General features: G+C 70.8%; 25 protein-coding genes and 1 pseudogene. 11 read left to right on the top strand and 15 right to left on the bottom strand.

Annotation, left to right across the window (positions count from 1 at the left end; genetic code table 11):
* Nucleotides 1-32: 32 nt before the first annotated feature.
* From OG440_RS08350 to zapE, 7 genes are all read right to left on the bottom strand, one after another.
* Nucleotides 33-581: a DUF1062 domain-containing protein gene (locus tag OG440_RS08350; protein WP_406006202.1), complete on the bottom strand. Its 549-nt coding sequence runs from the start codon at nt 579-581 to the stop codon at nt 33-35.
* A gap of 539 nt (nt 582-1,120) precedes the next feature.
* Nucleotides 1,121-2,494: an alkaline phosphatase PhoX gene (locus tag OG440_RS08345; protein WP_406006201.1), complete on the bottom strand. Its 1,374-nt coding sequence runs from the start codon at nt 2,492-2,494 to the stop codon at nt 1,121-1,123.
* Nucleotides 2,495-2,584: 90 nt separating this feature from the next.
* Nucleotides 2,585-3,454 carry a slipin family protein gene (locus tag OG440_RS08340; protein ID WP_406006200.1) on the bottom strand — a complete coding sequence of 290 codons (870 nt, stop codon included), beginning with the start codon at nt 3,452-3,454 and terminating at the stop codon, nt 2,585-2,587.
* A 117-nt stretch (nt 3,455-3,571) separates the two neighbouring features.
* On the bottom strand, nt 3,572-5,098 hold the full coding sequence (locus tag OG440_RS08335) for a SulP family inorganic anion transporter (protein ID WP_406006199.1): 1,527 nt from the start codon (nt 5,096-5,098) through the stop codon (nt 3,572-3,574).
* Between the two features lie 8 nt (nt 5,099-5,106).
* Nucleotides 5,107-5,688 carry a carbonic anhydrase gene (locus OG440_RS08330; RefSeq protein ID WP_406006198.1) on the bottom strand — a complete coding sequence of 194 codons (582 nt, stop codon included), beginning with the start codon at nt 5,686-5,688 and terminating at the stop codon, nt 5,107-5,109.
* Between the two features lie 92 nt (nt 5,689-5,780).
* Nucleotides 5,781-6,194 carry a hypothetical protein gene (locus OG440_RS08325; RefSeq protein ID WP_406006197.1) on the bottom strand — a complete coding sequence of 138 codons (414 nt, stop codon included), beginning with the start codon at nt 6,192-6,194 and terminating at the stop codon, nt 5,781-5,783.
* Between the two features lie 184 nt (nt 6,195-6,378).
* Complete coding sequence (zapE, locus tag OG440_RS08320; RefSeq protein WP_406006196.1) at nt 6,379-7,485, bottom strand: cell division protein ZapE; 1,107 nt, start codon at nt 7,483-7,485, stop codon at nt 6,379-6,381.
* A gap of 37 nt (nt 7,486-7,522) precedes the next feature.
* On the opposite strand from zapE, the gene OG440_RS08315 reads away from it, so the two are divergent.
* From OG440_RS08315 to msrB, 4 genes are all read left to right on the top strand, one after another.
* Entirely contained in the window at nt 7,523-8,377 is an 855-nt protein-coding gene (locus tag OG440_RS08315) for a pyrimidine reductase family protein (protein ID WP_406006195.1), read from the top strand.
* Nucleotides 8,378-8,558: 181 nt separating this feature from the next.
* A complete protein-coding gene (locus OG440_RS08310; RefSeq protein ID WP_406006194.1) occupies nt 8,559-9,032 on the top strand; it encodes an indole-3-glycerol phosphate synthase in 474 nt (157 codons plus the stop codon).
* 188 nt (nt 9,033-9,220) lie between these two features.
* Nucleotides 9,221-10,606: a UDP-N-acetylmuramate--L-alanine ligase gene (murC, locus tag OG440_RS08305; protein ID WP_406006193.1), complete on the top strand. Its 1,386-nt coding sequence runs from the start codon at nt 9,221-9,223 to the stop codon at nt 10,604-10,606.
* 13 nt (nt 10,607-10,619) lie between these two features.
* A complete protein-coding gene (msrB, locus tag OG440_RS08300) occupies nt 10,620-11,030 on the top strand; it encodes a peptide-methionine (R)-S-oxide reductase MsrB (protein WP_406006192.1) in 411 nt (136 codons plus the stop codon).
* A 78-nt stretch (nt 11,031-11,108) separates the two neighbouring features.
* Here the strand turns inward: msrB and OG440_RS08295 are convergent, their stop codons facing one another.
* The 3 genes from OG440_RS08295 to OG440_RS08285 all read right to left on the bottom strand — a co-directional run bounded on the left by OG440_RS08295 (nt 11,109) and on the right by OG440_RS08285 (nt 14,738).
* Nucleotides 11,109-12,134, bottom strand: a complete 1,026-nt coding sequence (locus tag OG440_RS08295) for a YbhN family protein (protein ID WP_406006191.1) — start codon at nt 12,132-12,134, stop codon at nt 11,109-11,111.
* A gap of 454 nt (nt 12,135-12,588) precedes the next feature.
* Nucleotides 12,589-14,049, bottom strand: coding sequence for a sensor histidine kinase (locus OG440_RS08290; protein WP_406006190.1), 1,461 nt, complete (start codon nt 14,047-14,049; stop codon nt 12,589-12,591).
* Complete coding sequence (locus OG440_RS08285) at nt 14,046-14,738, bottom strand: response regulator transcription factor (RefSeq protein ID WP_406006189.1); 693 nt, start codon at nt 14,736-14,738, stop codon at nt 14,046-14,048. Before OG440_RS08285 ends, OG440_RS08290 begins: the two co-directional genes overlap by 4 nt.
* A gap of 152 nt (nt 14,739-14,890) precedes the next feature.
* Between OG440_RS08285 and OG440_RS08280 the strand changes: the two genes are divergently transcribed.
* Genes OG440_RS08280 through OG440_RS08270 form a run of 3 tightly spaced genes read left to right on the top strand, consistent with a single transcriptional unit; the run spans nt 14,891 to nt 17,676 of the window.
* Nucleotides 14,891-16,228, top strand: a complete 1,338-nt coding sequence (locus tag OG440_RS08280; RefSeq protein ID WP_406006188.1) for a ferric reductase-like transmembrane domain-containing protein — start codon at nt 14,891-14,893, stop codon at nt 16,226-16,228.
* 10 nt (nt 16,229-16,238) lie between these two features.
* Nucleotides 16,239-16,940 (top strand): FMN-binding protein, encoded by a 702-nt coding sequence (locus OG440_RS08275; RefSeq protein ID WP_406006187.1) that lies wholly within the window; start codon nt 16,239-16,241, stop codon nt 16,938-16,940.
* Between the two features lies 1 nt (nt 16,941).
* Nucleotides 16,942-17,676: an FAD:protein FMN transferase gene (locus OG440_RS08270; protein ID WP_406006186.1), complete on the top strand. Its 735-nt coding sequence runs from the start codon at nt 16,942-16,944 to the stop codon at nt 17,674-17,676.
* A gap of 268 nt (nt 17,677-17,944) precedes the next feature.
* On the opposite strand, the gene OG440_RS08265 is transcribed toward OG440_RS08270, so the two are convergent.
* A complete protein-coding gene (locus OG440_RS08265) occupies nt 17,945-20,053 on the bottom strand; it encodes an ArnT family glycosyltransferase (protein WP_406006185.1) in 2,109 nt (702 codons plus the stop codon).
* Complete coding sequence (locus OG440_RS08260) at nt 20,050-20,910, bottom strand: glycosyltransferase (protein ID WP_406006184.1); 861 nt, start codon at nt 20,908-20,910, stop codon at nt 20,050-20,052. Before OG440_RS08260 ends, OG440_RS08265 begins: the two co-directional genes overlap by 4 nt.
* Nucleotides 20,911-21,046: 136 nt before the next feature.
* Between OG440_RS08260 and OG440_RS08255 the strand changes: the two genes are divergently transcribed.
* From OG440_RS08255 to OG440_RS08240, 4 genes are all read left to right on the top strand, one after another.
* Complete coding sequence (locus OG440_RS08255; protein ID WP_406006183.1) at nt 21,047-21,445, top strand: hypothetical protein; 399 nt, start codon at nt 21,047-21,049, stop codon at nt 21,443-21,445.
* A gap of 82 nt (nt 21,446-21,527) precedes the next feature.
* Nucleotides 21,528-22,682 (top strand): ABC transporter ATP-binding protein, encoded by a 1,155-nt coding sequence (locus tag OG440_RS08250; protein WP_406006182.1) that lies wholly within the window; start codon nt 21,528-21,530, stop codon nt 22,680-22,682.
* Entirely contained in the window at nt 22,679-23,395 is a 717-nt protein-coding gene (locus tag OG440_RS08245; protein WP_406006181.1) for an ABC transporter permease, read from the top strand. The genes OG440_RS08250 and OG440_RS08245 overlap by 4 nt, the downstream gene beginning before the upstream one ends.
* Nucleotides 23,392-24,060 carry an ABC transporter permease gene (locus tag OG440_RS08240; RefSeq protein ID WP_406006180.1) on the top strand — a complete coding sequence of 223 codons (669 nt, stop codon included), beginning with the start codon at nt 23,392-23,394 and terminating at the stop codon, nt 24,058-24,060. Before OG440_RS08245 ends, OG440_RS08240 begins: the two co-directional genes overlap by 4 nt.
* A gap of 19 nt (nt 24,061-24,079) precedes the next feature.
* Here the strand turns inward: OG440_RS08240 and OG440_RS08235 are convergent.
* From OG440_RS08235 to OG440_RS08225, 3 genes and pseudogenes are all read right to left on the bottom strand, one after another.
* Nucleotides 24,080-24,627, bottom strand: a pseudogene (locus OG440_RS08235) (IS5 family transposase); the annotation flags it as partial.
* 206 nt (nt 24,628-24,833) lie between these two features.
* A complete protein-coding gene (locus OG440_RS08230) occupies nt 24,834-25,121 on the bottom strand; it encodes a hypothetical protein (protein WP_406006179.1) in 288 nt (95 codons plus the stop codon).
* A gap of 307 nt (nt 25,122-25,428) precedes the next feature.
* Nucleotides 25,429-25,809 carry an antibiotic biosynthesis monooxygenase family protein gene (locus OG440_RS08225; RefSeq protein WP_406006178.1) on the bottom strand — a complete coding sequence of 127 codons (381 nt, stop codon included), beginning with the start codon at nt 25,807-25,809 and terminating at the stop codon, nt 25,429-25,431.
* Nucleotides 25,810-25,867 lie beyond the last annotated feature (58 nt).

The raw sequence follows: 25,867 nt of genomic DNA, 5'->3' as shown, positions 1-25,867 counted from the left end.
ACGCGATGCCTACCCCGGCCCCGGGGAGGGGGTCAGTGCTTGAGCGTGAAGGTGAAGTCGCCGGAGAGCTTGGCGCTCAGCCGGACGGCCGAAACGAGTTTCCCCTCCGTGATCAGTCTCTCGACCTCGGCCCGCGAAAGCCTGCACCCTTCAGAGATCAGTCGCACCGGCCGGACGGGGATCCGCGCCGCGAAGCGGACCGAGATGTCGATCACCTCGCGGTCCAGGTGAGCCGATCCGCCCGTGGTGAGACGCCAGGCGCCTTCCCAGTCGAGGGCGATGCGATTGCGCCGCCGCACGACCGGATCCTGGAGCAACTCGGCTGCCAGCCCGGGGTCGTTGCCATGCAGCCGATCGAGCAGTTCAGGTCGTACGGAGCGTACGTTCATCCGCTCCAGAACCGTGAACTTCGCCGTTTCCCCGCAGGAGGTGCAGAGCGCGAGGAGCCAGGCGTCGATGAGCTTGTGGTTGGCGTTGATGCGGAATTTGCCGTTCGCTCGGAAACTCCGGGACGCGCACGTATGGCAACGGTGGAGAACGAGCGGCAGGCAGGTGGGTATGACCACCCAGTTTTCGAGCACAGAAGTACACCGGTTTCAGTGAGAAGTCCGCAGCAAAAAGGAGCGCGGCGCAACATGCGCGACACGCGACGATTCAGCGCTCGGGAGGTCTCACACGGTGTACAACGGCATGTCCTTGACAGACGACTGGGGTCGGCAGCACGGTAACGGCCTCGAGCGGCACCGTTCCAGTGCTTTTTCGGGCGCCTCGCCGCCGCGGCCGGTCCGGCGAACGGCGCATCCTGGTCGGAGTCGGAGTCGGAGTCGGAGTCGGAGTCGGAGTGGGAGCCGGATCGCGGCGACTGCGTCTGCGCGGGCGGCCGCGGTCGTGACGGGAGCCGCGTGCCTTGCGTCGTCGCTGAGGTGAACAGGGCGTGGGGATACGCGGATGCCCGCCGCCTCGACGGGCGACGGGCATGCATTCCTCGACGGTAAAGACGCGAAGGACGGTGAAGACGGGAAAGAGCGGCGGTGCGTTGCCCCGTTGCCCCGGCGCGCTCACCCACGACAGCGGCGGCGCACACCTGCGCTGATCAAGGCACCTGGCGCCGCCGAGGCACCTAGCGCCGCCAAGGCCCCGTGACGGCGAACGTCGTTCCCGGGGTGTAGCAGTTGACGTACATCGTGTCGCCGTCGGGGGAGAAGGTGACGCCGGCGAACTCGCCCCACTCGGGGGCCTGCGGTGTTCCGATGTTCTGGCGGCCCCGCGCCATCGCGTACACCTCGCCCTTCCTGGTCACGCCGAAGACGTGCTGGGCGCCGTTGCCGTCCTCGCAGACCATCAGGCCGCCGCTGGGCGCCAGGCAGATGTTGTCCGGGGACTCGCCGGGGAGCTGGACGTCCGTGTCCGGTCCGAAGACGATGACGAGGGTGAGGCGGCGGAGTTTCGGGTCGTACCGCCAGATCTGGCCGAAGTGGTCGGCGCCCGAGCCGTCCGATGCATGGGCGAACGACGACACGAAGTACACGCACCGCCCGCCCCAGTAACAACCCTCCAGCTTCTGGGCGTGCGTGATGCCCTTCGGGCCGAAGTCCTGGAGGCGGACCGGGGTTTCGACGGCGAGGGGGTCCGGTACGTCGACCCACTCGATGCCGTCGAAGGTCGCTCCCGTGTCCTGGATCGTGGACAGGTCCGGTACGCCGGGGACGCGCATCGCCTGGAGGCGGCCGCCCGCGCGCAGCGACCCCGCCCCGCCCAGCGGCTTCCGCGGGAGAAAGCGGTAGAAAAGGCCGAACGGCTGAAGAAACGCGTCCTCCGTTTCGTAAACGATTCCCAGACGCGGATCGACGGCGATCGCCTCGTGCTGGAAACGGCCCATCGCGGTCAGCGGGACGGCCCCGCTGCGGCGTGGGTCGGTCGGATCGACTTCGAAGATGAAGCCGTGATCCTTTGTGTAACCGTTTGTGCCGGCCTTGTCCTCGGTCTCCTCGCAGGTCAGCCAGGTGTGCCACGGGGTGGGCCCGCCCGCGCAGTTGACGGCGGTACCGGCGATGGCCACCCGCTCGGACAGCACGTTGTTCCGGGAGTCCAGCGTCAGTGCCGTGCAGCCGCCCTTGCCCGCCGGGTCGTAGGTCAGGCCTTCGACCGTGGGGACGGGGAACTTCGCCGTGGGGCGGTTCTCGTGGTTGCGGACCAGGTGGACGCGACCGCCCCGGCCGGGCAGCGCCGTCATGCCGTCGTGGTTCGAGGGCACCGGGCCCTCGCCGGAGCGCAACGGGTCGCCCTCGCGGGACAGGACCCGGTAGCGGAAACCGGCGGGGAGGTCGAGCAGGCCGTCCGCGTCGGGTACGAGAGGGCCGTAACCGTCGTGGCCTAGGCTCTGCGCGGCGGCGGTGCCCGCGAAGAGGTCGGAGAGGGCGCCGGTGAACGCGATGCTCGTGCCCACTCCCAGCGCGCCGGTACCGGCGAGGATCTGACGTCGTGTCGCAGACATGGGGAAACCTTCCTGCTGGCGGACAGGAACTGTGATCCCGCTGTGTCTATCACCCGGAGTGCGCCCCGGGAACCACGCGCGTAGCTCGTGTCACTCGTCCACGTCGTCCTCGTCGTCCGAGGGGGGCTGCGGTGAAGGCGGCAGGGTTGGCTGTTGCTGTGGCTTGTGCTGCGGCTCTTGCGGTGCAGGTTGCGGAAGCGGTTGCTGAGCCTTTTCCAGGAAGCGCAGCAGCTCCACCGGGAACGGCAGGACGAGGGTGGAGTTCTTCTCGGCGGCGACGGCCACCACCGTCTGGAGCAGCCGGAGCTGGAGCGCGGCGGGCTGCTCGGACATCTCCTTCGCGGCCTCGGCGAGCTTCTTCGACGCCTGGAGCTCGGCGTCGGCGTTGATGATCCGGGCCCGCCGCTCACGGTCGGCCTCGGCCTGCCGGGCCATCGAGCGTTTCATGGTGTCCGGCAGGGACACGTCCTTGATCTCCACCCGGTCGATCTGCACACCCCAGCCGATGGCCGGGCTGTCGATCATCAGCTCCAGGCCCTCGTTGAGCTTCTCCCGGTTCGACAGCAGGTCGTCCAGCTCGCTCTTGCCGATGATCGAACGCAGCGAGGTCTGCGCCATCTGCGAGACGGCGAAGCGGTAGTCCTCGACGTTGATGATCGCGGCCGCCGCGTCCACGACCCGGAAGTACACCACCGCGTCGACCCGCACGGTCACGTTGTCGCAGGTGATGCCCTCCTGGGCGGGGATGGGCATCGTCACGATCTGCATGTTGACCTTGCGCAGGCGGTCCACGGCCGGGACGACCATGGTGAACCCCGGGGAGCGGACCTGACCGCGCAGCCGGCCGAGTCGGAGGACGACCCCGCGTTCGTACTGCTTGACGACCCGCGCCGCCGCCCCGAGGTACACGAGGCCTCCGGCGGCGACCACCGCGGCCGCGCCCAGCAGGTCCTGGAGCATGTCGACCTCCTCGGCAAGAGGCCCGTAAGAGCGTTTCTGCCTGCTCTGTAACGATATGCCCGCCGCCCGGCCCGGGGCCACGCCCCGGGTCCCGGCCCGGACGGCGAGCGGGTCCGGCTACACCGTCGTAACCGGTTCCGTGACCTTTGCCGGTGTCGTGACCCTGATCGGTTCCGTGACCTTCACCGGCTCCGTGCCCGCCGCGCTGTGCCGTTCGGCCCACGTCTCCAGTGCCGTACGGCAGGCGTGGTCGAGGTGGTGCAGACCGGAGAGGTCCAGCTCGACGGGGCGGTCCTGCGGGAGGGCCTCCAGGCTGTCGAGGATCTTCGGCAGCCGCAGGAACGTCGCGTTGCCCGACAGATGTGCCTGGACCGGTCCCGCGCCCTTGTCGACGACCTCCAGCCTGATGTGCGAGGCCTCCCAGGCCGTCTTGGCGACGGCCAGCGCGAGGCCGATGAGAACGCCCTCGAACATGCTGACCGCCACGATCGACACGGCCGTCACGACCAGGATCAGCGCCTCGCCGCGGTGCTCGCGCCACAGACCCACGATCGCCCGCACGGGCACGAGCTTGGCGCCCGCGTGCACGAGGATGCCGGCCAGGGCCGGGAGGGGGATGTACACCAGCACGTTCGGCAGCAGGGCCGCGAACAGCAGCAGCCACACGCCGTGCAGAACGCGAGACGCCTTGGTCCGTGCGCCGGCCTGCACGTTGGCCGCGCTGCGCACGATCACCGCGGTCATCGGCAGCGCGCCGAGGGCCCCGCAGATCGCGTTGCCCGCGCCCTGCGCCATCAGCTCCCTGTCGTACTCGGTGCGCGGACCGTCGTGCATCCGGTCCACCGCCGCCGCGCTGAACAGCGACTCGGCGGACGCGATCAGCGTGAACGCGACGATCGTGCCGAGCAGGCCGACGTGCGCCAGTTCGCCGAAGGAGCCGAGCGAAGGAGGCTGCACGGAACCGAGCAGGCCCTGCACCTCGACCGTGGCCACGGGCAGGTTCAGCAGCAGGGCGACGAGCGTCGCCAGACCCACCGCGGCGAGTGGGCCGGGCACCGTACGCACCCTCGACGGCAACCGCTTCCACAACACGAGCACCGCGACGGTGCCGGCGCCGATCGCGAGCGAGGCCAGTGCGGAGGCGCTGCCGGCCGCGTCCACGAGGGCGCCGGGCAGTCCGATGATCTTGTCGATGCCGGACGCCGGTGCCTTGGCGCCCGCCGCCGAATACAGCTGCCCGGCGATCAGCACCAGGCCGATTCCGGCCAGCATGCCCTCGACGACCGAGACGGAGATGGCCCGGAAGTAGCGGCCCAGTTTCAGGGCGCCCATGGCGAGCTGGAGGGCGCCCGTGGCGAGGACGATGACTCCGAGGGCGGGCAGGCCGAACTCCCGCACCGCCTCGAAGACCAGCACGGTCAGTCCGGCCGCGGGGCCGGACACCTGAAGGGAGCTGCCTCGCATCAGGCCGGTGACCAGACCGCCGACGATGCCGGTGACGAGCCCCAGCTCGGCCGGCACGCCGGAGGCCACGGCCACGCCCACACACAGGGGCAGCGCGACCAGGAACACCACGAGAGAGGCGGCGAAGTCCTGCTTGAGGTGGGGGAACCGGGATATTCGACCGGCGGCCTTCTGGTTCATCGCGGTGCTCACAGGGCCTCGAACGCGTCGGTGTCGACGCGGTGTTCGCGTACGGCACCGGTGTGCACCTCGTAGTACCAGCCGCGCACCCGCAGCCGGCCGTCGGCCAGCCGCTTCTGCACGCACGGGTAGGAGCGCAGCCGCAGCAACTGGGCGAGGACGTGGTTCTGCACCGCCCGCATGACCGTGGGGTCGTCGGGGTCGGTGGTCCCGGGTTCGTCCGCGGCGTGCGCGAGCCAGTCGCGTACGGCGGGGACGCCGTCGAGGTCGTCGCCGCGCACGAGCGCGCCGACGGCGCCGCAGTGCGAGTGGCCGCAGACGACGACGTCCCGGACGCCGAGCACCTCCACGGCGTACTCGATGGTGGCCGCCTCGCCGGTGGGGCGGTCGGAGCCGTAGGGGGGCACGATGTTGCCCGCGGTGCGCAGCTCGAAGAGCTCGCCGGGCCGGGCGCCCGTGATCAGGGCGGGGACGACCCGCGAGTCGGAGCAGGTGATGAACAGGACCTGGGGGGCCTGGCCGGCCGCGAGTTCGGCGAACTCCTCAGGGCGCTGTCCGAAGGTACGGGCGTTGTCGATGAGGGGCTGCATGACGTGGTGACTCCTCCTGGCGCGCGTGGGGGCGCGTCGGATGTGCAGGACACAGGACAGGTGGTGGGGGAACTGCTGTTCTGCTCTGCTTCTCAGCAGCGGAAGACCTGGAGGGCCGCCGGTGAGTGGGCCGCCGAGGATCTCGACGAGCGGTGGTGGGGGTCGCCGGGCCGGGCCGGCTGATGCGCCGCCGCCGGATCCTGCGCCAGCAGTGCGCGCTGGGGCTCCTGGGGTGCCGAGCCCGCGGAGGCGGAGGCGGCGGCGCGGTGCCGGTCGCGGGTGCGCAGGGGGTCCGCGGGGCCGCCGGAGCGGTCACAGTCGCGGAACGTGACGATCTCGTCGCGCATCGCTTTGCCGGAGGGTTTGATTCCGGGCGGGGTCTTGGCCTCGGCATGACGCGCCGTGTGCGCGTGTGCGAAGGACGGCGTGGGTGCGAAGAACGGGAGGGCGAGCAGGACGGCGGCGAGGATCGAGATGACGGTCCGGGTCGTCGTACCTCGGAACATGCGCCCCCCTTCGGTCGGTTCGCGGTTCTAGTCCAGACCAAGGGTTGGTCAACCAGTGGTCAAGAAACACGTTAACCCTGCAAGGTTGTTTGCAGGGTTAACGCGGCGTTGCGAAACGAAGTGCGCCTCAAAAGGGAGGGGTTCTTGGCGCGAACCGTCTCTTGACCGTACAGGCCAAGATCGTTTATTGGGGCGCGACGAGCCGTTCGGCGTCGCGGGCCAGTGCGGTGAGCCGGGAGATCGCGCGGAAGTACTTCTTGCGGTAGCCGCCGTTCAGCATCTCCTCGCTGAACAACCGGTCGAAGGGGAGTCCGGAGGCCAGGACCGGGACCTCGCGGTCGTAGAGCCGGTCGGCCAGGACCACCAGCCGCAGGGCCGTGGACTGGTTCGGCACCGCCCCCACGTCCGTGAGGCAGACCGCCTTCAGGCCGTCCGTCAGCGCGCCGTAACGGCTCGGGTGGACCTTCGCGAGGTGCTCCAGCAGGTGCGGGAAGTCGTCGAGCGAGGCGCCCTCGGTCGCGTAGGCCGCCTTCGTCACCTGCTCGTCGGAGAACGGCGCGGGCGCCTCGGGCAGACCGCGATGGCGGTAGTCCTCGCCGTCGATGCGCAGCGCGCGGAAGTGCGCGGACAGGCCCTGGATCTCGCGCAGGAAGTCCGCGGACGCGAACCGGCCCTCGCCGAGTTTGCCGGGCAGGGTGTTGGAGGTGGCGGCGAGTGCGACGCCCGCCTCGACCAGCTTGCCGAGCAGTGTCGAGACGAGGACGGTGTCGCCCGGATCGTCCAGCTCGAACTCGTCGATGCACAGCAGCCGGTGCCCGGAGAGGGTGCGCACGGTCTGCTGGAAGCCGAGGGCGCCGACCAGGTTGGTCAGCTCCACGAAGGTGCCGAAGGCCTTGAGGGCGGGCTCCGCGGGGGTGGCGTGCCACAGGGACGCCAGCAGGTGCGTCTTGCCGACGCCGTAGCCGCCGTCCAGGTAGACACCGCGCGGCCCGGCGGGGACCTTCGGCGCCTTGGACCTGCCGAAACCGAGAAAGCCCCGCCTGGCGCCGCCCATGGCGTGCGCTCCGCCGAGTCCGGTCGCGAAGCCTTCCAGGACGCCGACCGCCTCGGTCTGGCTGGGCTGGTTCGGATCCGGCAGATAGGTGCTGAAACGGACCGAGTCGAAGCGGGGCGGCGGCACCATCTCGGCGACCAGCCGGTCCGCGGGGACATGCGGCTGACGGGTGCAGAGGGACATCGGGGCCGCGTCGGCTATCGGGCCGAGACCGGGGGCGGAGGAGGAGGACGACACGGTTGCCCATGCTACGGGGCGTGCCAGACTGCCTGGCATGCGACGGCTGTTCCCTGTGACCGACCAGACAGTGACGACCGACTCCGGCGGCGGGCCGCCCGGGGTCCCCGGTGAGGGTGGTGGCGAGACGCGTGGCGCGGCGGAGGACCGTGAGTGGAGCCTGGACGAGCTCGCGGACGCCTACGCGTATCCCGAGCCCGGCCCCGGACCCGGTGGGCCGGTGCCCTGGCTGCGGGCCAACATGGTGTCCACGCTCGACGGCGCCGCCCAGCACGACGGGCGTTCCCAGCCCATCTCCACCGCCACCGACATGCGGATCTTCGGCACGCTGCGCGGCCTCGCGGACGTCGTGGTCGTGGGCGCGGAAACGGTACGTCTGGAGGGATACCGTCCCGCACGCGCGCGTGCCGAGTTCGCCGGGCGGCGCGAGGCGGCCGGGCAGGACCCCGCGCCGGCTGTCGCGGTGGTCACCGCGAGCCTCGACCTGGACTTCTCGCTCCCCCTCTTCACCTCGCCGCTGGTCCCCACGCTGATCCTGACCGGCGCCGCCGCGGCCCCCGAGCGGGTCGCGGCCGCGGAGAAGGCGGGCGCGCGCGTGGTGATCGCCGGTGACGGCATGGGGGTGGAGCCGGACCGGGCCGTGCGGGCGCTCGCCGAACTCGGGCACACCCGGCTGCTGACGGAGGGCGGGCCCCGGCTGCTGGGTCAGTTCGTGGCCGCCGGCGTGCTCGACGAGCTCTGTCTGACCGTCTCCCCGATGCTCACCGTCGGCGACGCGCAGCGGATCGCGGGCGGACCGTCGGTCGCCGTTCCGCGGCGGTTCGCACTGGTGTCCCTCCTGGAGGAGGAGGGTTTCCTGTTCAGCAGGTATCAGAGGCCGGATGCCGGATAGGAGTTCGATCGTCACCGTCGGTCCAGAAAGCGCGGAATGAACCGTTCCGTTTGGCGTCCGGCGGGCACACTGAATCTCGCAGTCCCCGTGCGCACACGGGGAAGGATGGTTTCCGCAGGGTCGCGAACGGCCCACGGAGGAGAGAGGGCCACGGGGGTCCTCGAAGGAGAATGGGGCGCTGGTGTTCACAAGCGTTTTGATGATCGAGAAGGCCCTGACGTCCGCCGACGTGGAGTTCGTCAGCACCTTGCACGGGGACGAGCCGGTCTCCTTCCAGGTGCTGCTCCAGCCGCGCGGCGACCAGGCGGACCGCTTGCTGCGGGCCATCGACGACGTGGCCCTCGGTGAACTGGACGAGGCGGCGCGGGAGGGTGAGACGCCCGAGGGGGACGAGGCGAAGGGGTTCGGCGTACGAGCACTGGAGGTGTCCCTGCAGGCCCTGCACGCGGCGGGGCACGACGCGGTGGGACGCCTCGTCGAGGACCATCCGCTGGACGCGCTGAAGGCCCTGGTGGCGGAGGCGGGAGCGGACGAGGTGATCGTGCTGACCGCCCCCCACTACGTCGAGGAGTTCTTCCACCGCGACTGGGCCTCGCGGGCCCGCCACAAGGTGGGCGTACCGGTGCTGAAGCTCTTCTCGCACAGCAAGGTGTGAGCGGACCCCTGTGATGCGCGGGTGCGGGTGCGGATACGTGTCCGGGTGCGGGTGCGCCCTGGCCGGTCGTGCCCGCGCGGCGCACTCGCGCACCGGTAGGGCCCCGCGCCCCTGGGTGGGTGCGGCGCGCCCCGCGCAATAGGGTGGGGGCGCACCGAACCGTCGTAGCGCACCCTGGGAGAACACGCATGGCACCCGGCCTTCCTACCGCCATGGACCGACCGCACTTCATCGGCATCGGTGGGGCGGGGATGTCGGGGATCGCGAAGATCCTGGCTCAGCGCGGCGCGAAAGTCGCCGGCAGCGACGCCAAGGAGTCCGAGACCGCGGCGGCGCTGCGGGCGCTCGGGGCGACCGTGCACATCGGCCACGCCGCCGAGCACCTGGCCGACGACGCCAGCTGCGTCGTCGTGTCGTCGGCGATCCGCGCGGACAACCCGGAGCTGGCCCGCGCGGCCGAGCTGGGCGTTCCGGTCGTCCACCGCTCGGACGCGCTCGCCCGGCTGATGGACGGGACGCGGCCGATCGCCGTCGCCGGCACCCACGGCAAGACGACCACCACGTCCATGCTGGCGGTGTCGCTGTCCGAGCTGGGCCTCGACCCCTCGTACGCGATCGGCGGCGACCTGGACGCGCCCGGCTCCAACGCCCTGCACGGCGACGGCGAGATCTTCGTCGCCGAGGCCGACGAGTCGGACCGCAGCTTCCACAAGTACGCGCCCGAGGTCGCCATCGTCCTCAACGTCGAGCTGGACCACCACGCCAACTACGCCTCGATGGACGAGATCTACGCCTCCTTCGAGACCTTCGCCCAGAAGATCGTGCCCGGCGGCACCCTGGTGATCACCGCCGACCACGAGGGCGCGCGGGAACTGACCCGGCGGGTCGAGGGTGTGCGGGTGGTGACGTACGGGGAGGCCGAGGACGCCGACGTGCGGGTGCTGTCCGTCGTACCCCAGGGGCTGAAGAGCGAGGTGACCGTGCTGCTCGACGATCAGCGGCTCACCTTCACGGTCTCCGTGCCCGGCCGCCACTACGCCCACAACGCCGTCGCCGCGCTGGCCGCGGGCGTCGCCCTGGGCGTCCCGGCCGCGGAACTCGCCCCCGCCCTGGCCGCGTACACGGGCGTCAAGCGCCGGCTTCAGCTCAAGGGCGAGGCGGCGGGCGTCCAGGTCATCGACTCCTACGCCCACCACCCGACGGAGATGACGGCCGACCTGGAGGCGATGCGCGCTGCGGTCGGCGACGCCCGCATCCTCGTCCTCTTCCAGCCGCACCTGTTCTCCCGCACCCAGGAACTCGGCCGGGAGATGGGCCGGTCCCTCGCCCTGGCGGACGCCTCCGTCGTCCTCGACATCTACCCCGCCCGCGAGGACCCGATCCCGGGCGTGACCAGCGAGCTGATCATCGACGCGGCCCGGGCTGCGGGCGCGGACGTGACCGCCGTGCACGACAAGGACCGGGCACCGGAGGTGGTGGCGGGAATGGCGAAGGCGGGTGATCTCGTTCTCACCATGGGCGCGGGCGACGTGACGGACCTGGGCCCGCGCATTCTGGACCGTCTTTCCCAGTAAGGGGCTGAGGCTCATGTCGTACGACGTCGAAAAGCCGGACGAGCAGTGGCGGACGGAGCTGACCCCGAGCGAGTACGCCGTGCTGCGGCAGGCCGCGACCGAGCCCGCGTTCACCGGTGAGTACACCGACACCAAGGCCGAGGGCGTCTACTCCTGTCGCGCCTGCGGTGCCGAACTGTTCACCTCCGAGACCAAGTTCGACTCCCACTGCGGCTGGCCGTCCTTCTTCGACCCGAAGGACACCGACGCCGTGGAGCTGATCGAGGACCGCTCGCACGGGATGCTGCGCACCGAGGTGCGGTGCGCCCGGTGCGGTTCGCACCTCGGACACGTGTTCGCGGGCGAGGGCTACGGGACCCCGACCGACCAGCGGTACTGCATCAACAGCATCTCGCTCCGGCTGGCGACGGACGGCGAGGGCTGACGGCGCGAGTCGGCGGGGAGGGCTGCGGGGACCGGCAGGCGGAGAGGGCTGTGGGGCTGACCAGGACGGGTCGGCGGCTCACAGCTGCTTCCGCTGTACCAGTGCCGAGAGCACCAGCATCCCGGGCACCAGGGGCAACCACACCGTCAGCACCCGGTAGCCGATGACCGTCGCCGTGGCGAGGGGCAGCGGGGTGCCGTAACCGGCCAGGGTGAGGACCAGCGCCGCGTCGACCGGGCCGATCCCGCCGGGTGCGGGGACGGCACCGGCCGCGGTGCTCGCCGCGAGGAACGCGAAGAGCAGCTGCGGCCAGGACAGGGGCAGGCCCAGCGCCGTCCCCACCGAGGCCACCACACTCGCCTGGATCAGCGGCGCCGCGATCGCTCCGCCCCACAGCGGCAGGAAGCGGGCGGGGCGGACGTGCAGACGCCGGGCGTCGGTGAGGGCCGTACGGACGAAGTCCAGGGCGGGGCGGCGCAGCGGCCGCACGGCGACGAGCAGCGCCGCGCTCGCCGCGGGGACCAGCAGGAGGCCCGCGGCGGCCAGGAGCAGGGTCCGCCCCTCCGGGAGAAGCCTGGCGGGCGGTATGGCGCTGGGCGCGGCGAGCAGGAAGATCAGCACCACAGGCGTCTTCGCCACGGCTCTGACCAGGGAGTACAGGGCGATCGAGGCCGTGGCCCGGGGGAGCGGGACGCCCTGGCGTTGCAGGAAGCGGACCGTGACCGCGTGAGCGCCGATACTCGCGGGCAGTATGTGGTTCGCGGCGCCCGCGGCGATCTGGGAGGCCACCAGCAGACCCGGCGGCAGCCGGTCCGGGATCGCCCCCTGGCGGGCACAGGCCGCGGCGACCGAGCCCAGGTAGGTGAAGAGGAGCCCGACCAGCAGCCACCAGGGGTCGGCGGTGGCCAGCAGGGCGGTGCCGTCCCGCACGGCATGCCAGTCGACCGCCGCCCACACCGCGAGCAGCAGGATCGGGAACAGGGCGATGGCCCGGCGGGTGGCGGTGGCGGCCAGCGGACGGCGGCGGTCCTGCGCGAGGGGCGGCTGTGGCTGAGGCGGGGGCGGGACCGGGGACGACGGGTCGTCGAGGGGCAGCAGGGACACGGCGCACGTCGTCCTTCCGCGTCGTGACCGCGCGCGGCGGCGCGACGGTTCGGGCCGGGGAGGGGACGGGGAGGTCCTTCCCCTCCGGTGTGACGGTGCGGTGTCCGTAGGCCGACGGAGTGCGGGCCGAAGGGCGACCGCGGTGCGGTGAAGCGGGATGCCGTGCGGCTGATGCTGTGAGACGCCGTGTGGCGGGGTGCCGTGAGGTGCCGTGAGGTGCGATGTGGCGGGGGGAAGTGCGGTGGGGCTGTGGGATTTCTGCCCGCACCCCCCGGGGTTCATCCCGGGCATGGCCCGAGGTTCACCGGCCCGCAGTACGGACGGCACCTTCCGCGTGATCCGATCCGTCGCCTTGCGGGGGCGACGGAAAGTTGTTCCTGCCGCACGGAAACAGCTGTCCGGAGTCTTCGCGTGACCGCGTGACCGCGTGACCGCGTAACCGCCTTCACCGCGGTTACCGGGCCGCGGCGTCCCGTGCCGCCGGGACCGGTGCCCGTGGCAATGTCACCGTGAGAACCGTGATGCCCTCCGTGTCGCCCAGCTCCAGCGAGCCTCCGTGCGCCCGCACCAGGGACCGGGCGACCGACAGGCCGAGTCCGCTGCCGCCGCGGTCGCGGCTGCGGGCCTTGTCGACGCGGTAGAAACGGTCGAAGACGCGGTCGCGGTCGCCGGGCGGGATGCCGGGGCCCCGGTCGGTGACATGGACGCATGCGGTGTCCGGTGAGACGACGACCTCGACGTGGACCGCGGTGCCGACCGGTGTGTGCACGGCCGCGTTGGTGAGGAGGTTGTCCAGGACCTGGCGGATGCGGTGCGGGTCCATCCGCAGCGGCACGACGGCCGGGCCGGCGGACACCGTCAGCGGATGGCCGGGGTGGCTCGCGCCGAACGCGTCGGCCGCCTGCTCGACCAGCTCCACCAGGTCGGCGTGCTCCATCCGCAGGGGCGTCTCCACCTCGGCCGCGTCCAGACGGGCGAGCAGCAGGAGATCGTCGAGGAGGACACCCATCCGGGCTGCCTCGGCGCGCAGCCGGGCCAGGTGTTTGTCCCGTTCCCCGGGCGCGTTCGCGGCGGCGTACTGGAAGAGGTCGGCGTAACCGCGTACCGACATCAGGGGCGTGCGCAGTTCGTGGGAGGCGTCGGCGACGAAGCGACGCAGGCGCTGTTCCGCCTCCGCCCGCACGGCGAGGGAGTCGTCGATGTGCTGCAACATGGTGTTGAAGGCCGTGCGCAGCTCCTCGACCTCGGGACCGCCGCCGGGCCCGTCCGCGCGCAGGTGCAGCCGGGACGCCGACTCGGTCAGGTCGTGCGAGGCGATGCCGTGCGCGGTGTGCGCCATGTCGCTCAACGGTTTCAGACCGTGTTTCAGCATCCGCCGGCCGAACACCACGAGCGCGAGCAGGGCGAGGCCGAAGGCGACCACCTGCACGGTGATCAGCCGGCGCACGGTGCCGTCGATGTCCTCCGTCGGCGCGGCGCTCACCAGCACGACCCCGGGCGAGACCTCGCAGGCCCGCAGCAGATAGGTGCCCTCGCCGTCGATCCGTACCGTGCGGGTGACATCGGCGTCGGTGTCCTCCATCCGCCGGGCGAGGGCGGTGAGCGCCGTGGTGTCCGGCGGCACGTCGGCGGGCCTGCGCAGCACGGCCGAGCCCGCCGAGACGTCGTACACGGCCGTGTACCAGCCGTAGTACGGCTTGCGCTGCACGACGCCGTGCGCCTTGGCGTCCTTCGTCTGCACGACCTGGACCAGCTTGATCTGGTCGCGCAGCTGATGATCCAGGTAGTCGCGCATGTACATGGTCAGCGTGGCGCCGACCACCGCGAACACGACGAGCGACAGCGCGCCCAGGCCGAGCGCCAGCCGGGTGCCGAGCCGCAGTCTGCGGTACGCGTGCCAGAAACGGCCGATCACTCGGCCGCCTGCCGGATCACGTATCCGAAACCGCGTACCGTCTGGATGAGCGGATCGTCGCCCGTCGTGTCGAGCTTGCGGCGCAGTCGGCTGACGACCAGTTCGACGACGTTGGAACGGCCGCCGAAACCGTATTCCCACACGTGGTCGAGGATCTGTGCCTTGGTGAGCACGGTCGGCGATTTCCGCATCAGGTAGCGCAGTACCTCGTACTCGGTGGGCGTGAGCGTCAGCAGTTTCCTGCCGCGTCGCACCTCCCGGGTGTCCTCGTCCATGGTGAGGTCCGCGACCCGCAGTACGGAGCGCTGGGCGCCGGGACCGGCGCTGCGCCGCAGCACGGTCCGCAGCCGGGCCATCAGCTCCTCCACGGCAAACGGTTTCACCAGATAGTCGTCGCCGCCCCGGGTCAGCCCCGCGACCCGGTCGGCGACCCCGTCGCGCGCCGTCAGGAACACCACCGGCACCATCGTCCCCGTGCGCCGCAGCCGGTCGAGGACGCCGAAGCCGTCGATGTCGGGCAGCATCAGGTCGAGCACCACGATGTCGGGATGGAAGTCGGCGGCGCGGCGCAGCGCCTCCGCTCCCGAGTTGGCGGTGACCGCGTCCCAGCCCTCGTAGCGGGCGACCGTCGCCACGAGATCGGCGATCGGCGGGTCGTCGTCCACGACGAGGAGTCGTACTTTTTCCACCCGCTCATAGTGCGCCACACACCCCGCAGCGCCAGACCCCCGTCTCACGCGCGCGCGAATCGATAAGATCTTGAAAGTTGCACGACAGGAAAACGACAGCGAAGCACGGACAAGCTCTGTGTTGTAAGGACCCGATCTAGGAGTTTCCGTCCGTGACGACCGTCCAATCGCCTCCCGTACCCCCCACGGCGATACGTCCCAAAGTCGTGGCCCGCACCGGCCTGTACGCCGTGCTGGCCGCGAACGCGGCCGTCGTGACCCTCTTCGCCGTCCAGGCCGGCTTCGCCTCCAACGCGCTCGTCGTGATCGGCCGCTTCGCCGGCCTGTACAGCGCCCTGCTGATGGCGTTCCAACTCCTGCTGGTGGCCCGACTGCCCTGGCTGGACCGCCGCATCGGCATGGACCGGCTGACCAACTGGCATCGCTGGACCGGTTTCGGCCTGTTGTGGACGCTGGTCGGCCACGTGGTGTTCATCACCTTCGGCTACGCCGACTCCTCGTCGATGAATCCGGTGAGCCAGCTCGTCGACCTCGCCGAGACCGTCGAGGGCGTGCTGCGCGCCGCCGTCGCGATGGTGCTGATCCTGGTCATCGGCGGCGTCTCGGCCCGCTGGGCCCGCCGCCGCCTCGCCTACGAGACCTGGCACTTCATCCACCTGTACACGTACGTCGCCGTGGTGCTGGCCTTCACGCACCAGGTCGCGGTCGGTACGACCTTCACCGCCTCGTCCGCCGCCACCGCGTACTGGTACGCGGTGTGGGGCGTCGCCCTCGGCTCGGTCCTCCTGGGCCGGCTGGTCCTGCCGCTGTGGCGCAACCGGCGCCACCGGCTGCGCGTCGAGGCCGTCGTCCCCGAGACCGAGAACGTCGTCAGCGTGTACATCACCGGTCGTGACCTGGACCGGCTCCCCGCCCTGGCCGGCCAGTTCTTCCTCTGGCGGTTCCTGACCAAGGACCGCTGGTGGCAGGCGAACCCGTTCTCCCTCTCGGCCGCGCCCGACGGCACCCGGCTGCGCCTCACCGCGAAGGCGGCCGGCGACGGCTCCGCGGGACTGCGCCACCTCAAGCCCGGCACCCGGGTCTTCGCCGAGGGCCCCTACGGCGCGTTCACCGCCATGCACCGCACCCGGCCCGAGTCCCTGCTCATCGCGGGCGGCGTCGGCGTCACTCCGATCCGGGCGCTCCTCGAGGAGATCCACGGGCACGCGGTGGTCATCTACCGGGTGGCCGGCGAACGCGACGCCGTCCTGTACGACGAGCTGCGCGAACTCGCCCTGGCCAAGGGCGCCGAGCTGCACCTGGTCACCGGACCGCCGGTGCCGGACCGGCTGGCACCACGTGAACTCGCCGCGCTCGTACCGGACATCGCCGAGCGGGACGTCTTCCTGTGCGGGCCGCCGCCGATGATGAACGCGGTCCTCGGCACCCTGCGCGAGCTGGACGTGCCCAAGCCGCAGATCCACTTCGAACGCTTCAGCCTGGCGGGATGAGAGAGACATCGTGAAGCGAGCCATACCTGTCCTGCTCCTGTCCGTGGCCGGACTGATCCCGATCTGGCGCTACGAGCCGTCGACCGGTACGACATCCACCACCGAGGCCGCCTCGGCACCCTCCGCGCCCTCCTCCTCGGGCTCCTCGGGATCGACCACGTTCACCGGTACGACCGTGGCCACCGAGAAGGGCGACGTCCAGGTCCGGATCAGCTACGACGGCGACAAGATCACGGCCGTGAAGATGCTGAAGCAGCCGAACCATCCGCAGACGACGGCGGCGGTGCCGAAGTTGGTTGCGGAAACGCTTGCGGCGCAGGGTGCGGACATCGACACCGTTTCCGGCGCGACCATCACGAGTGACGGTTACCGGGAGTCGCTCCAGGCCGCGATCGACGCCGAGGCGGCCGCCGCCTCCGCGTCCCCCTCGGCTTCGGCAGCCGCCCCGGCGTCGCAGACCGTGGCGGGCCCGACCGTGGCCACGGAGAAGGGCGACGTCCAGGTGCAGGTCACCTTCGACGGCGACGAGATCACGGCCGTGGAGATGCTGAAGCAGCCGAACCATCCGCAGACGACGGCGGCGGTGCCGAAGTTGGTTGCGGAAACGCTTGCGGCGCAGAGTGCGGACATCGACACCGTTTCCGGCGCGACCATCACGAGTGACGGTTACCGGGAGTCGCTCCAGGCCGCGATCGACGCGAAGGGCGCCTGACGTGCACCGCGTCGAACACGTCATGGGGTTCCCGGTCTCGCTGCGGGTCGACGACACCGTCGTGCCCGACGGGACCGGGGACACCGTGTTCGCGTGGTTGCGCGAGGTCGACGAACGGTTCAGCCCGTTCAAGACTGACAGCGAGGTCTCCCGGTACGGCCGGGGCGAGCTGTCGGCCGGCGAGCTGAGCGCCGACCTCGTGGAGGTGCTCGACATCTGCGAGCAATATCGGGTGGCCACCGGCGGCGCCTTCGACGTCCGGCTGCCCGGCCGTGACCTGGACCCCTGCGCGGTGGTCAAGGGCTGGTCCGTGCAGTGGGCGGCGGAGCTGCTGACCGGGGCAGGACTGCGCCGCTTCTGCCTCAACGCCGGGGGTGACGTGGTCGTCTCCGGCGGGCCCTGGCGGGTCGGGGTACGGCATCCCGAGATCGCCGACCGGCTGTGCGCCGTCCTGGACCTCACCGACGGGGCCGTCGCGACCTCCGCTCGCTACGAGCGCGGCGACCACATTCTCGACGGCCGGACCGGCCGTCCGGTGACCGGTCTCGACAGCCTCACCGTCGTGGCCCCGACCCTCACCGAGGCGGACACCGTCGCCACGGCCGCCTTCGCCATGGGCGCGGAGGGCGTCGAGTGGGCGGCCGCGCGGGACGGTTGCGAGGTGTACGCCGTACTGCCCGGCGGACGTGTGCTGCGCACCGGCGGGTTCCCGACGGCCGGGGCAGCGGCGGCGTGAGTGGCGGGGTGGCGGCCCTGGGAGCGGCACTGTGGCTGCTCGGCTGGGGCGCGACGGTCCTCGCCTGGACGTCGGGAGGCGGGCGCCGGCCGCAGACCCGACGGCAGGGTCGGTGCCACTGACCGGGCGGCTCCGGAGCAGTTCGCTCTGAAGCGGTTTCACGACGGCTTCACGACGGTTCCCGGGCAAGGGGAAGGCGGGCCGCCGGATGAAACCGGCGGCCCGCCTTTTGCCGTTCACGACCTGCCCACGACCTGCCCCGCGGTGCTCAGCCGACGTCGGACGCGTCCAGGCGGTAGAGACCGCTGTAGTCGGACACCGCCGTGCCGTTCGCCTTGACCCAGGTGGAGATCTCGGAGTTCGAGGAGCCCTGTCCGCTGTCACCGACGACGATGTAGTGGAGCTTGCCCGCCTTCACGAGGCTCTTCAGCTTGGCCAGGGTCATCGCGTCGTCGCTGCCGGACCAGCCGCCCATCGAGATGACCGGCTCGCCGGACTCCAGGATGATCGAGGAGGCCGTCTGGTCGGTGGCCACCGCCACCAGCCAACTGGCGCCGTCCTGGTTCTTCTTGAGGTACGTGATCATCGCGGACGACACCTGGGTGGCGCCGCCCGTGCCTCCGCCGGTGCGACCGTCGGCGGTACCGGACTCCGCCGTACCCGCCTCGGTGGTGCCCGACTCCGTAGAGCTGCCACTGTTCGACGGCGGCCCGCCCATTTCCTGGCTGTCGCCCGAACCGCTCGGCGCCTGACCGGAGTTGGTTACCGGTTCGCCGCCGGCGCCGCTGGGCCGCTGGCCACCGCCGCCCATGCCGCCCATGCCGCCCATACCGCCGGTGCTCGGGCCGGCCGTCGGGTTGGTGCCGTTGGTGCCGGAGGTCGCGGCCGAGGCCGAGTAGGCGGCCGGACCGGCGAGCAGCGCCACGACCGCCGCCAGTGCCGCGACGACCGTCAGCCGCTGTCGCTTCGTGAACCGGCCGACCAGCAGCCCGATCACCGAGGCGGCTCCCGCCACACCGGCCACGACCTCGGCGACCGTGTACAGGGTGCCGGAGCCGGAGACCCGCTGGAGCAGGACGACCGCCCACACCGAACTCGCCGCCACCGCCGTCGGCAGCACCCAGCCCCACTTCGCCGCGGAACCGTCGCGGAAAGCGTTGTAGAGCATCACGCCGCCCGCACCGGCCAGTGCCGCGATACCGGGTGCCATGGCGGTGACGTAGTACGGATGGAAGGTGCCCTCGGCGAGGGCGAAGGTCAGGTAGTGCAGGACGAACCAGCCGCCCCACAGCATCAGCGCGGCACGCCTGGCGTCCGTACGGGGCGCCCGGCCGCGCAGCACGAGACCCCCCACCAGCGCGATCGCCGCGAAGGGGATCAGCCAGGAGATCTGGCCACCCATGGTGTCGTTGAACAGCCGGTACAGACCCGCCTCGCCGCCGAAGCCGGCGCCGTTGCCCTGCGAACCCACCGACGAACTCGCCCCGAAGATACGGCCGAAACCGTTGTAGCCGATGACCAGGTCCCAGACCGTGTTGTCCGTCGAGCCGCCGATGTAGGGGCGGGACGAGGCCGGGATCAGATCGACGACCACCATCCACCAGGCACTGGAGACGACCAGCGCCACCGTGCCGACGGCAAGGTTGCGTATGCGCTTGCCCAGGGAGGCGTTCGCGGCCCACAGGTACACCAGGAAGAACGCGGGCAGGACGACGAACGCCTGCATCATCTTCGTGTTGAACGCGAGACCGATGGCGACACCGGACCACACCAGAGGCATCAGCCGGCCGGTGCGCACGGCCTTCAGCAGCGCGGCCGCGCCCAGCAGCATCAGGAAGACGAGGATCGGGTCGGGGTTGGTGTCCCGGGTGATGGCGACCGTGATCGGGGTGAGCGCCAGCGCCAGCCCGGAGAGCGTCGCCGCCACCGCGCCGAAGTCCCGCTTGACCAGCCGGTACAGAAGCGCGACGGAACCGGTTCCCACGGCGACCATCGGCAACATCAACTGCCAGGTGCCGTACCCGAAGGCCCGGGCGGACAGGCCCATCACCCACAGGGCGAACGGCGGCTTGTCGACCGTGATGAAGCTGCCCGCGTCCAGAGCGCCGAAGAAGAACGCCTTCCAGCTCTTGGTGCCGCTGTAGACGGCCGCGTCGTAGAAGGTGTTGCCGGTGATCGAGGAGAGGTTCCAGGCGTAGAGGGCCGTGGCCAGGACGAGGATCGCCCAGAGGGCCGGGCGGGCCCAGCGCGGGTCCTCGGGTGCTCCGGTGAACAGCCGCCTGGCGCGGGAGGAGAGCCCGCCGTCGGAGGGCGGGGCCGCCCGGTGGCGGGAGCCGTCGTCCCGGACGGGCGCGGGCGGCGGGGCGAGTGTCGTCATGACGCGTACTCCAGGTGGGTGTCCGCCCCGGTGGACAGGATGGCGGCGGGGGTGGTCGTGCGTGCCGCGGGCACCTGGGGGATGCTCGTGCGGCGCGGTACGGCGGGGACGCGGGTGCGGCCGGTGAGGGTGGCGTGGAACATGCGGCCCATGCCCTTGAGGTCGTCGACGGCCGTGCGGACGATGTCGACCCGGCTGTCGGGGTCGTCGGTCCAGTCGACCGGCACCTCGTGGACGCGGAGCCCGTTGCGCTGGGCCAGGACCAGCAGTTCGGTGTCGAAGAACCAGGCGGTGTCCTCGATGTGCGGGGCGAGCGCGCGGAAGACGTCGGCGCGGACGGCCTTGAAGCCGCATTGCGCGTCCGAGAACCGGGCGCCGAGGCCGGCCTTGAGCAGCAGGTTGTAGGAGCGGGAGACGAACTCCCGCCGGGCGCCCCGCACCACGGACGCCTGGCGGTGCAGCCGGCTGCCGACGGCGAGGTCGCTGTGGCCGGACAGCAGCGGGGCGACCAGGGGGAGAAACGCCTCCAGGCCCGTCGACAGGTCCACGTCCATGTAGGCGACGACGTCCGCGCTGGAGCGGTTCCACACGTGTTTCAGAGCGCGGCCCCGGCCCTTCTCCTCCAGGCGCATGGCGTGCACCTGCGGGAGACGGAGGGTCAGGTCGGTCGCCGTGAACCAGGTGGCGTCCGTGCTGGCGTTGTCCGCGATCGTGATGCGGAACGGGAACGGGAAGGACTGTTCGAGGTGTGCGTGGAGACGGCGGATGCTGTCGGCGAGGACGTGGGCCTCGTTGTACACCGGCACCACGATCTCGACCGACCGCTGCCGGACGCCTCCCGCGTTCGTTTCGTTCATGGCCATGACGATCGGGGCCATGTCTGGGGGATCCCTGAGCCGGTCCTGAGGGAAGAGTGAGAATCAGCGGACTCACAGGTCGCGCATAGCGGAAACCCCTTTCACCCAGGAACGGGTGGCGTGCTCCACTGGGATCGTGAGCCTGACGAGCGAGGTCTTCCTGGTGGGGGACGACGGTGACGTCGGTGTCCTGACCGGGGAACGGGACGGCCGGCCCGACGGCATGGACCTGGCCGGGCCGGAGTCGTGGCAGGTGACGGTCTGGGGATCGCGGGCCATCCGCCGGATCGGTGCCCGGTTCCTGCCGGCCCTGGTGAGCGTGCGCAACGGTGATGTCGTCGCCCCGGACGAGATCCCCGCCTTCCTGGCGGAAATCGCTCTGGTACGCGCTTTCTCGGAGCAACTCGCCACCGAGACCTGTCCGCCGGACCGCGCGGTCGAGAGTCACCACCACCACATCTGCGCCCGCCTCGACGGCATCGAGGCGAGCGCGCGGTACGCGCAGGGGACCGGCGGCGGACTGCTGATCTGGTAAGCGGTCTAGACTCTCCCCGCAACGGCCCGAACTCGTGTCGAGAGCGGGCAGAAATAGCCAGACCCGAAGGGTATTCGGCGCTTTGATACGGATAGATTCAGTCACCAAGCGATACCCGGACGGCACGGTGGCGGTCGACCGGCTCTCCCTCGACATACCGGACCGTGCGATCACCGTCCTCGTCGGCCCCTCGGGCTGCGGCAAGACGACCACCCTGCGGATGATCAACCGGATGGTCGAGCCCAGCGAGGGCACGATCCTCATCGACGGCGTCGACAGCCGCCAGCAGCCGGTCAACACCCTGCGCCGGTCCATGGGTTACGTCATCCAGAACGCCGGACTCTTCCAGCACCGGACGATCGTCGACAACATCGCGACCGTGCCCCGGATGCTCGGCTGGAGCAAGGACAAGGCCCGCGCGAGGGCGCGGGAACTGATGGAACGGGTCGGACTCGACGCCTCGTTCGCCAAGCGGTACCCCTATCAGCTCTCCGGCGGCCAGCAGCAGCGCGTCGGTGTGGCCCGCGCGCTCGCGGCCGATCCACCGGTACTGCTCATGGACGAGCCGTTCTCCGCCGTCGACCCCGTCGTCCGCAAGGGCCTTCAGGACGAACTACTGCGCATCCAGGACGAGTTGGGAAAGACCATCGTCTTCGTCACGCACGACATCGACGAGGCCGTGAAGCTCGGCACGATGGTCGCCGTGCTGCGCACCGGCGGCCGGCTCGCCCAGTTCGCGCCACCCGCCGAGTTGTTGTCCGACCCCGCCGACGCCTTCGTCGAGGACTTCCTCGGCGCCGACCGGGGCATCCGGCGCCTGTCGTTCTTCTCCTCCGCCGGCCTGGAACCGCTCACCACCCCGATCGTCGCGATCGACTCCACGGCCGCGCAGATCGCCACGCGTGGCGCGACCGATGCCCCGTACCTCCTCGTCACCGGCCTGGACGGCCGTCCGCTCGGCTGGAGCGAGCCCGACGCGCTGACGGCCGGACGGATCGACGCCGACCGACTGCTGCCGTACGGGCGGCCGTTCGTCGCCGGGCGGGACTCGCTGCGCGCGGCCCTCGACTGCGCGGTCCTGTCGCCCACCGGATGGGCGGTCGCCGTGGACGCCGAGGGCCGGGCCGCCGGAGTCGTCTCGCAGGCGGCCATCGGCGAGGCCATCCGCGGCGCCCACGCGGCAGGCCGTGACGAGCGGCCGGCGCCCGAGGAGACCGCCCAGAAGGTCATCCGGTGAACCGCTTCTTCGACATACCCAGCGACCTCCAGCACGACTGGCTCGGCCTCATCGGGCTTCATCTGCGCGAGGCCCTGCTGCCGGTGCTGGGCGGGCTGCTGCTCGCGCTTCCGCTGGCCCAGCTGTGCGTGCGGCTGCGCTGGCTGTACCCGCCCGTGCTGTGGGTGACGACCGTGCTCTACGCCATCCCGTCCCTGGCCTTCTTCGTCGTCCTCATCGACTACACGGGGCAGACCGAACTGACGGTGATGATCCCGCTCACCGTCTACAGCCTGGTCGTGCTCGTCCCGGCGATCGTCGACGGCGTCCGTTCGGTCCCGCAGGAGACCCTCGCCGCCGCGACCGCCATGGGCTTCGGACCCGTACGCCGTTACGTCCAGGTCCAGTTGCCGATCGCGGTGCCCGCCATCATCGCCGGCCTGCGGGTGGCCACCGTGTCCAGCATCAGCCTCGTCAGCGTCGGCATGCTGATCGGCAACCAGGGTGCGCTCGGCAACCTGCTGCACGACGCGCAGATCTACAACCGGCCGGAACTCGCCTGGAACTCCGTGATCACCAGTGCCGCTCTGGCGGTGCTCGCGGACGCCGCGCTGGTCGTCGTACGCATCCTGCTCACCCCCTGGATGCCGAGCGGCGTGCGGGGCGGAAAGACCAAGCCCGCCGGGGTCCGGCCCGAGCCGGCCGTGCCCGCCCTGGAGGACGCAGCCCGGTGAACGTCATCAATTTCGTCAGCGCCTTCTTCAGCGACAGCGCGCACTGGCACGGTTACGACGGAATCCCCACCCGGCTGTGGGAACACGTGCAGTACTCCGTGGAAGCCCTCGCCATCGCCGCCGTCATCGGACTGCCGATCGGCCTGGTCACCGGTCACTACGGACGGGGCGGAAACGTCCTTTCCCTTGTTGCCACGGCCGGCCGGGCGCTGCCCACCTTCGGTCTGCTGGTGGTGACGACCATCGTGCTCGGGTTCGGCATGCTGCCGGTGATGATCCCGCTGGTCGTCCTCGCCGTCCCGCCGATCCTGGTCACCACCTACGAGGCGGTGCGCTCCGTCGATCCGTCCCCCGTGGACGCCGCGCGGGGCATGGGCATGGGGGAGCCCGGCATCCTGCTGCGCGTCGAACTGCCCGTCGCGCTCCCGCTGGTCTTCGGCGGTCTGCGGTCGGCGGCCATCCAGATCGTCTCGACGGCCACCATCGCCGCGTACGTCAGCCTCGGCGGCCTCGGCCGCTACATCGTCGACGGTCTCTACCAGCACGACTACGAGAAGGTGGTGGGCGGCGCCACCCTGGTCGCCGGCATGGCACTCGCGACGCTCGCGGTGTTCTGGGCGGCGGCGAAGGTGACGGTCTCGCCGGGGGTACGCCGGAGCAACTAGGGTGCGTATCGAGTTGTGATCAAGGGGCGCCTCGGGTGAGGTCTTTGATCCAGATCGTCGAGGCGCGTAGGTGGAGGCCGGCGAGGTAGCTGTCCGGGGTCTTGTCGTACCGGGTGGCGATACCTCGCCAGGCCTTGAGCTTGTTGATCAGGCGCTCGACGGTGTTCCTCTCCTTGTGGAGGTCGGCGTCGCGACTGACAGGCCGACCGCCTCTGGAGCCCTGCTTCTTCCGGTGGGCGGCTTGGTCTTTCTCTCGGGGATGACTGATTTGATGTGGCGTTTACGCAGGTGGGCCCGGTTACCGCGGGATGAGTAGGCCTTGTCCCCAGTGACCGCGTCCGGGCGGGTGCGGGGGCGACCGACAGGCCCGCGGACCCGTACCTTGCCCGGCACGGGGATGAACTGCGGGCTGTCCGCGGCCTGTCCCGCGGTCAGGACGAACGCCAACGGGCGGCACTTGCGGTCGGCGGCGAGGTGGACCTTGCTGGTCTGCCCGCCCCTGGAGCGTCCCAGGAGCGCGGCCTTCAGACGGAGTCTGCGTCGGCGCCGGATGCGTCGTCGCTCCTCACGCTCCGGATCTGCTCCGGCTTCCTGCCCCTCGTCGCAGCCGCTCCGGGTACGGGCCGTACTCTCCGATCGGCAGATACGGCTCAATGAACTCCCTTTCCCCGTAAGTCAGTTGCACTCGCGTCACGCTAGAAGATCTACCGGTCCAGCACCCGCCACGAAGGCGATTCCCGCAGATTGATCACGGCCCAACACGCGCCCCGAGATCAGCCGAGACCACGATGGGCGGCCCACAACACCCCGGCACGGCCGGCAGCATCGGAGACCAGGGCCGCCAGTTCGGGTCTATCGGGCACAGGGAACGAGACGTATGCGCCCCGACCACCACCGACGGGTCTGCCATAAGCCTTCACGGCGAGCTGACCGTCCGGGAGAAGCCTGACGTTGAGTGTGGTCAGCGCGAACGCTTCACCGCGTCGAGTGTCCGTCCAGCGGAGCGCCTGCGGGATCACGACATTGATCGCCAGAGCACTCACTTCCAGATCGCTGCTCATGGACGGATGATCTCACGCGAGTCGACGTAGGCGGCCGCAACTGGCCTATGCGGCAAGCAACTTGATCACAACTCGACACGCACCCTAGCCCCGCACCAGGCAAGTTTCGCCGTGCGCGGCCCGCTGCCGTCCGGGGTGGGGCATCAGGTCCGGTCGCCCGGACTCGGCGGGGCCCGAACTCGTCAGGGCAGGAGACGACCTCGGGCTCGCCGTGTTCGGGCTCGCCGTCCTCGGGTCACACCGCGCCGTGCGGGGCAGCATCCGGACGGCGCGTCACGTCACCGCAGGGCAAGGGGCGGGCAAGGGGTCAGCCCGCTGTCGGGCTCTGCGGATCCTCGGCTCGTGTGAACCCGTGACTCCGCTCCACTTTCGCCACGTGCAGCGTGTAGCTCTGGTACCACTCGGCTCGCCCGCGCTTCTGCGCCGCGCGGTGCTCGGCGTTGCTCCGCCACTGCGCGAGGGCGTCGGCGTCGCGGAAGTACCCGACGGTGATGCCCAGGCCGCCAGGAGTCTGCGCGTGATCCATCCCCAGGTATCCGGGGACGTCCTTCACCAGGTCCTCCATGCGTGCGTTGGTCTCGCCGTAGCCGCTCTGCTCCTGGCTTCGCACCGTGCTGAAGACAGCCACGTAGTAAGGGGGTTCGAAGGCCCCGACGGGTGCGACAGGCGCTTCCGGTTGATCGCTCATGACGCCACCGTAAAGCGGGAAGTGCCCGACGGACCAGCGTCTTTGCCGAACGGGATAC

Origin of the sequence: Streptomyces sp. NBC_00637, assembly GCF_045161545.1 — a bacterium.
Lineage (GTDB): Bacteria > Actinomycetota > Actinomycetes > Streptomycetales > Streptomycetaceae > Streptomyces.
This window is presented reverse-complemented; position numbering and strand designations above follow the sequence as displayed.

Excerpts from the sequence above, each read along its gene's own strand:
- OG440_RS08230 (WP_406006179.1), bottom strand. The coding sequence starts at position 25,121 with ATGAGCAGCGATCTGGAAGTGAGTGCTCTGGCGATCAATGTCGTGATC.
- OG440_RS08315 (WP_406006195.1), top strand. The coding sequence starts at position 7,523 with ATGCGACGGCTGTTCCCTGTGACCGACCAGACAGTGACGACCGACTCC.
- OG440_RS08325 (WP_406006197.1), bottom strand. The coding sequence starts at position 6,194 with ATGTTCCGAGGTACGACGACCCGGACCGTCATCTCGATCCTCGCCGCC.
- OG440_RS08340 (WP_406006200.1), bottom strand. The coding sequence starts at position 3,454 with ATGCTCCAGGACCTGCTGGGCGCGGCCGCGGTGGTCGCCGCCGGAGGC.
- OG440_RS08260 (WP_406006184.1), bottom strand. The coding sequence starts at position 20,910 with ATGAACGAAACGAACGCGGGAGGCGTCCGGCAGCGGTCGGTCGAGATC.
- OG440_RS08265 (WP_406006185.1), bottom strand. The coding sequence starts at position 20,053 with ATGACGACACTCGCCCCGCCGCCCGCGCCCGTCCGGGACGACGGCTCC.
- OG440_RS08330 (WP_406006198.1), bottom strand. The coding sequence starts at position 5,688 with ATGCAGCCCCTCATCGACAACGCCCGTACCTTCGGACAGCGCCCTGAG.
- OG440_RS08225 (WP_406006178.1), bottom strand. The coding sequence starts at position 25,809 with ATGAGCGATCAACCGGAAGCGCCTGTCGCACCCGTCGGGGCCTTCGAA.
- msrB (WP_406006192.1), top strand. The coding sequence starts at position 10,620 with ATGTCGTACGACGTCGAAAAGCCGGACGAGCAGTGGCGGACGGAGCTG.
- OG440_RS08335 (WP_406006199.1), bottom strand. The coding sequence starts at position 5,098 with ATGAACCAGAAGGCCGCCGGTCGAATATCCCGGTTCCCCCACCTCAAG.
- murC (WP_406006193.1), top strand. The coding sequence starts at position 9,221 with ATGGCACCCGGCCTTCCTACCGCCATGGACCGACCGCACTTCATCGGC.
- OG440_RS08345 (WP_406006201.1), bottom strand. The coding sequence starts at position 2,494 with ATGTCTGCGACACGACGTCAGATCCTCGCCGGTACCGGCGCGCTGGGA.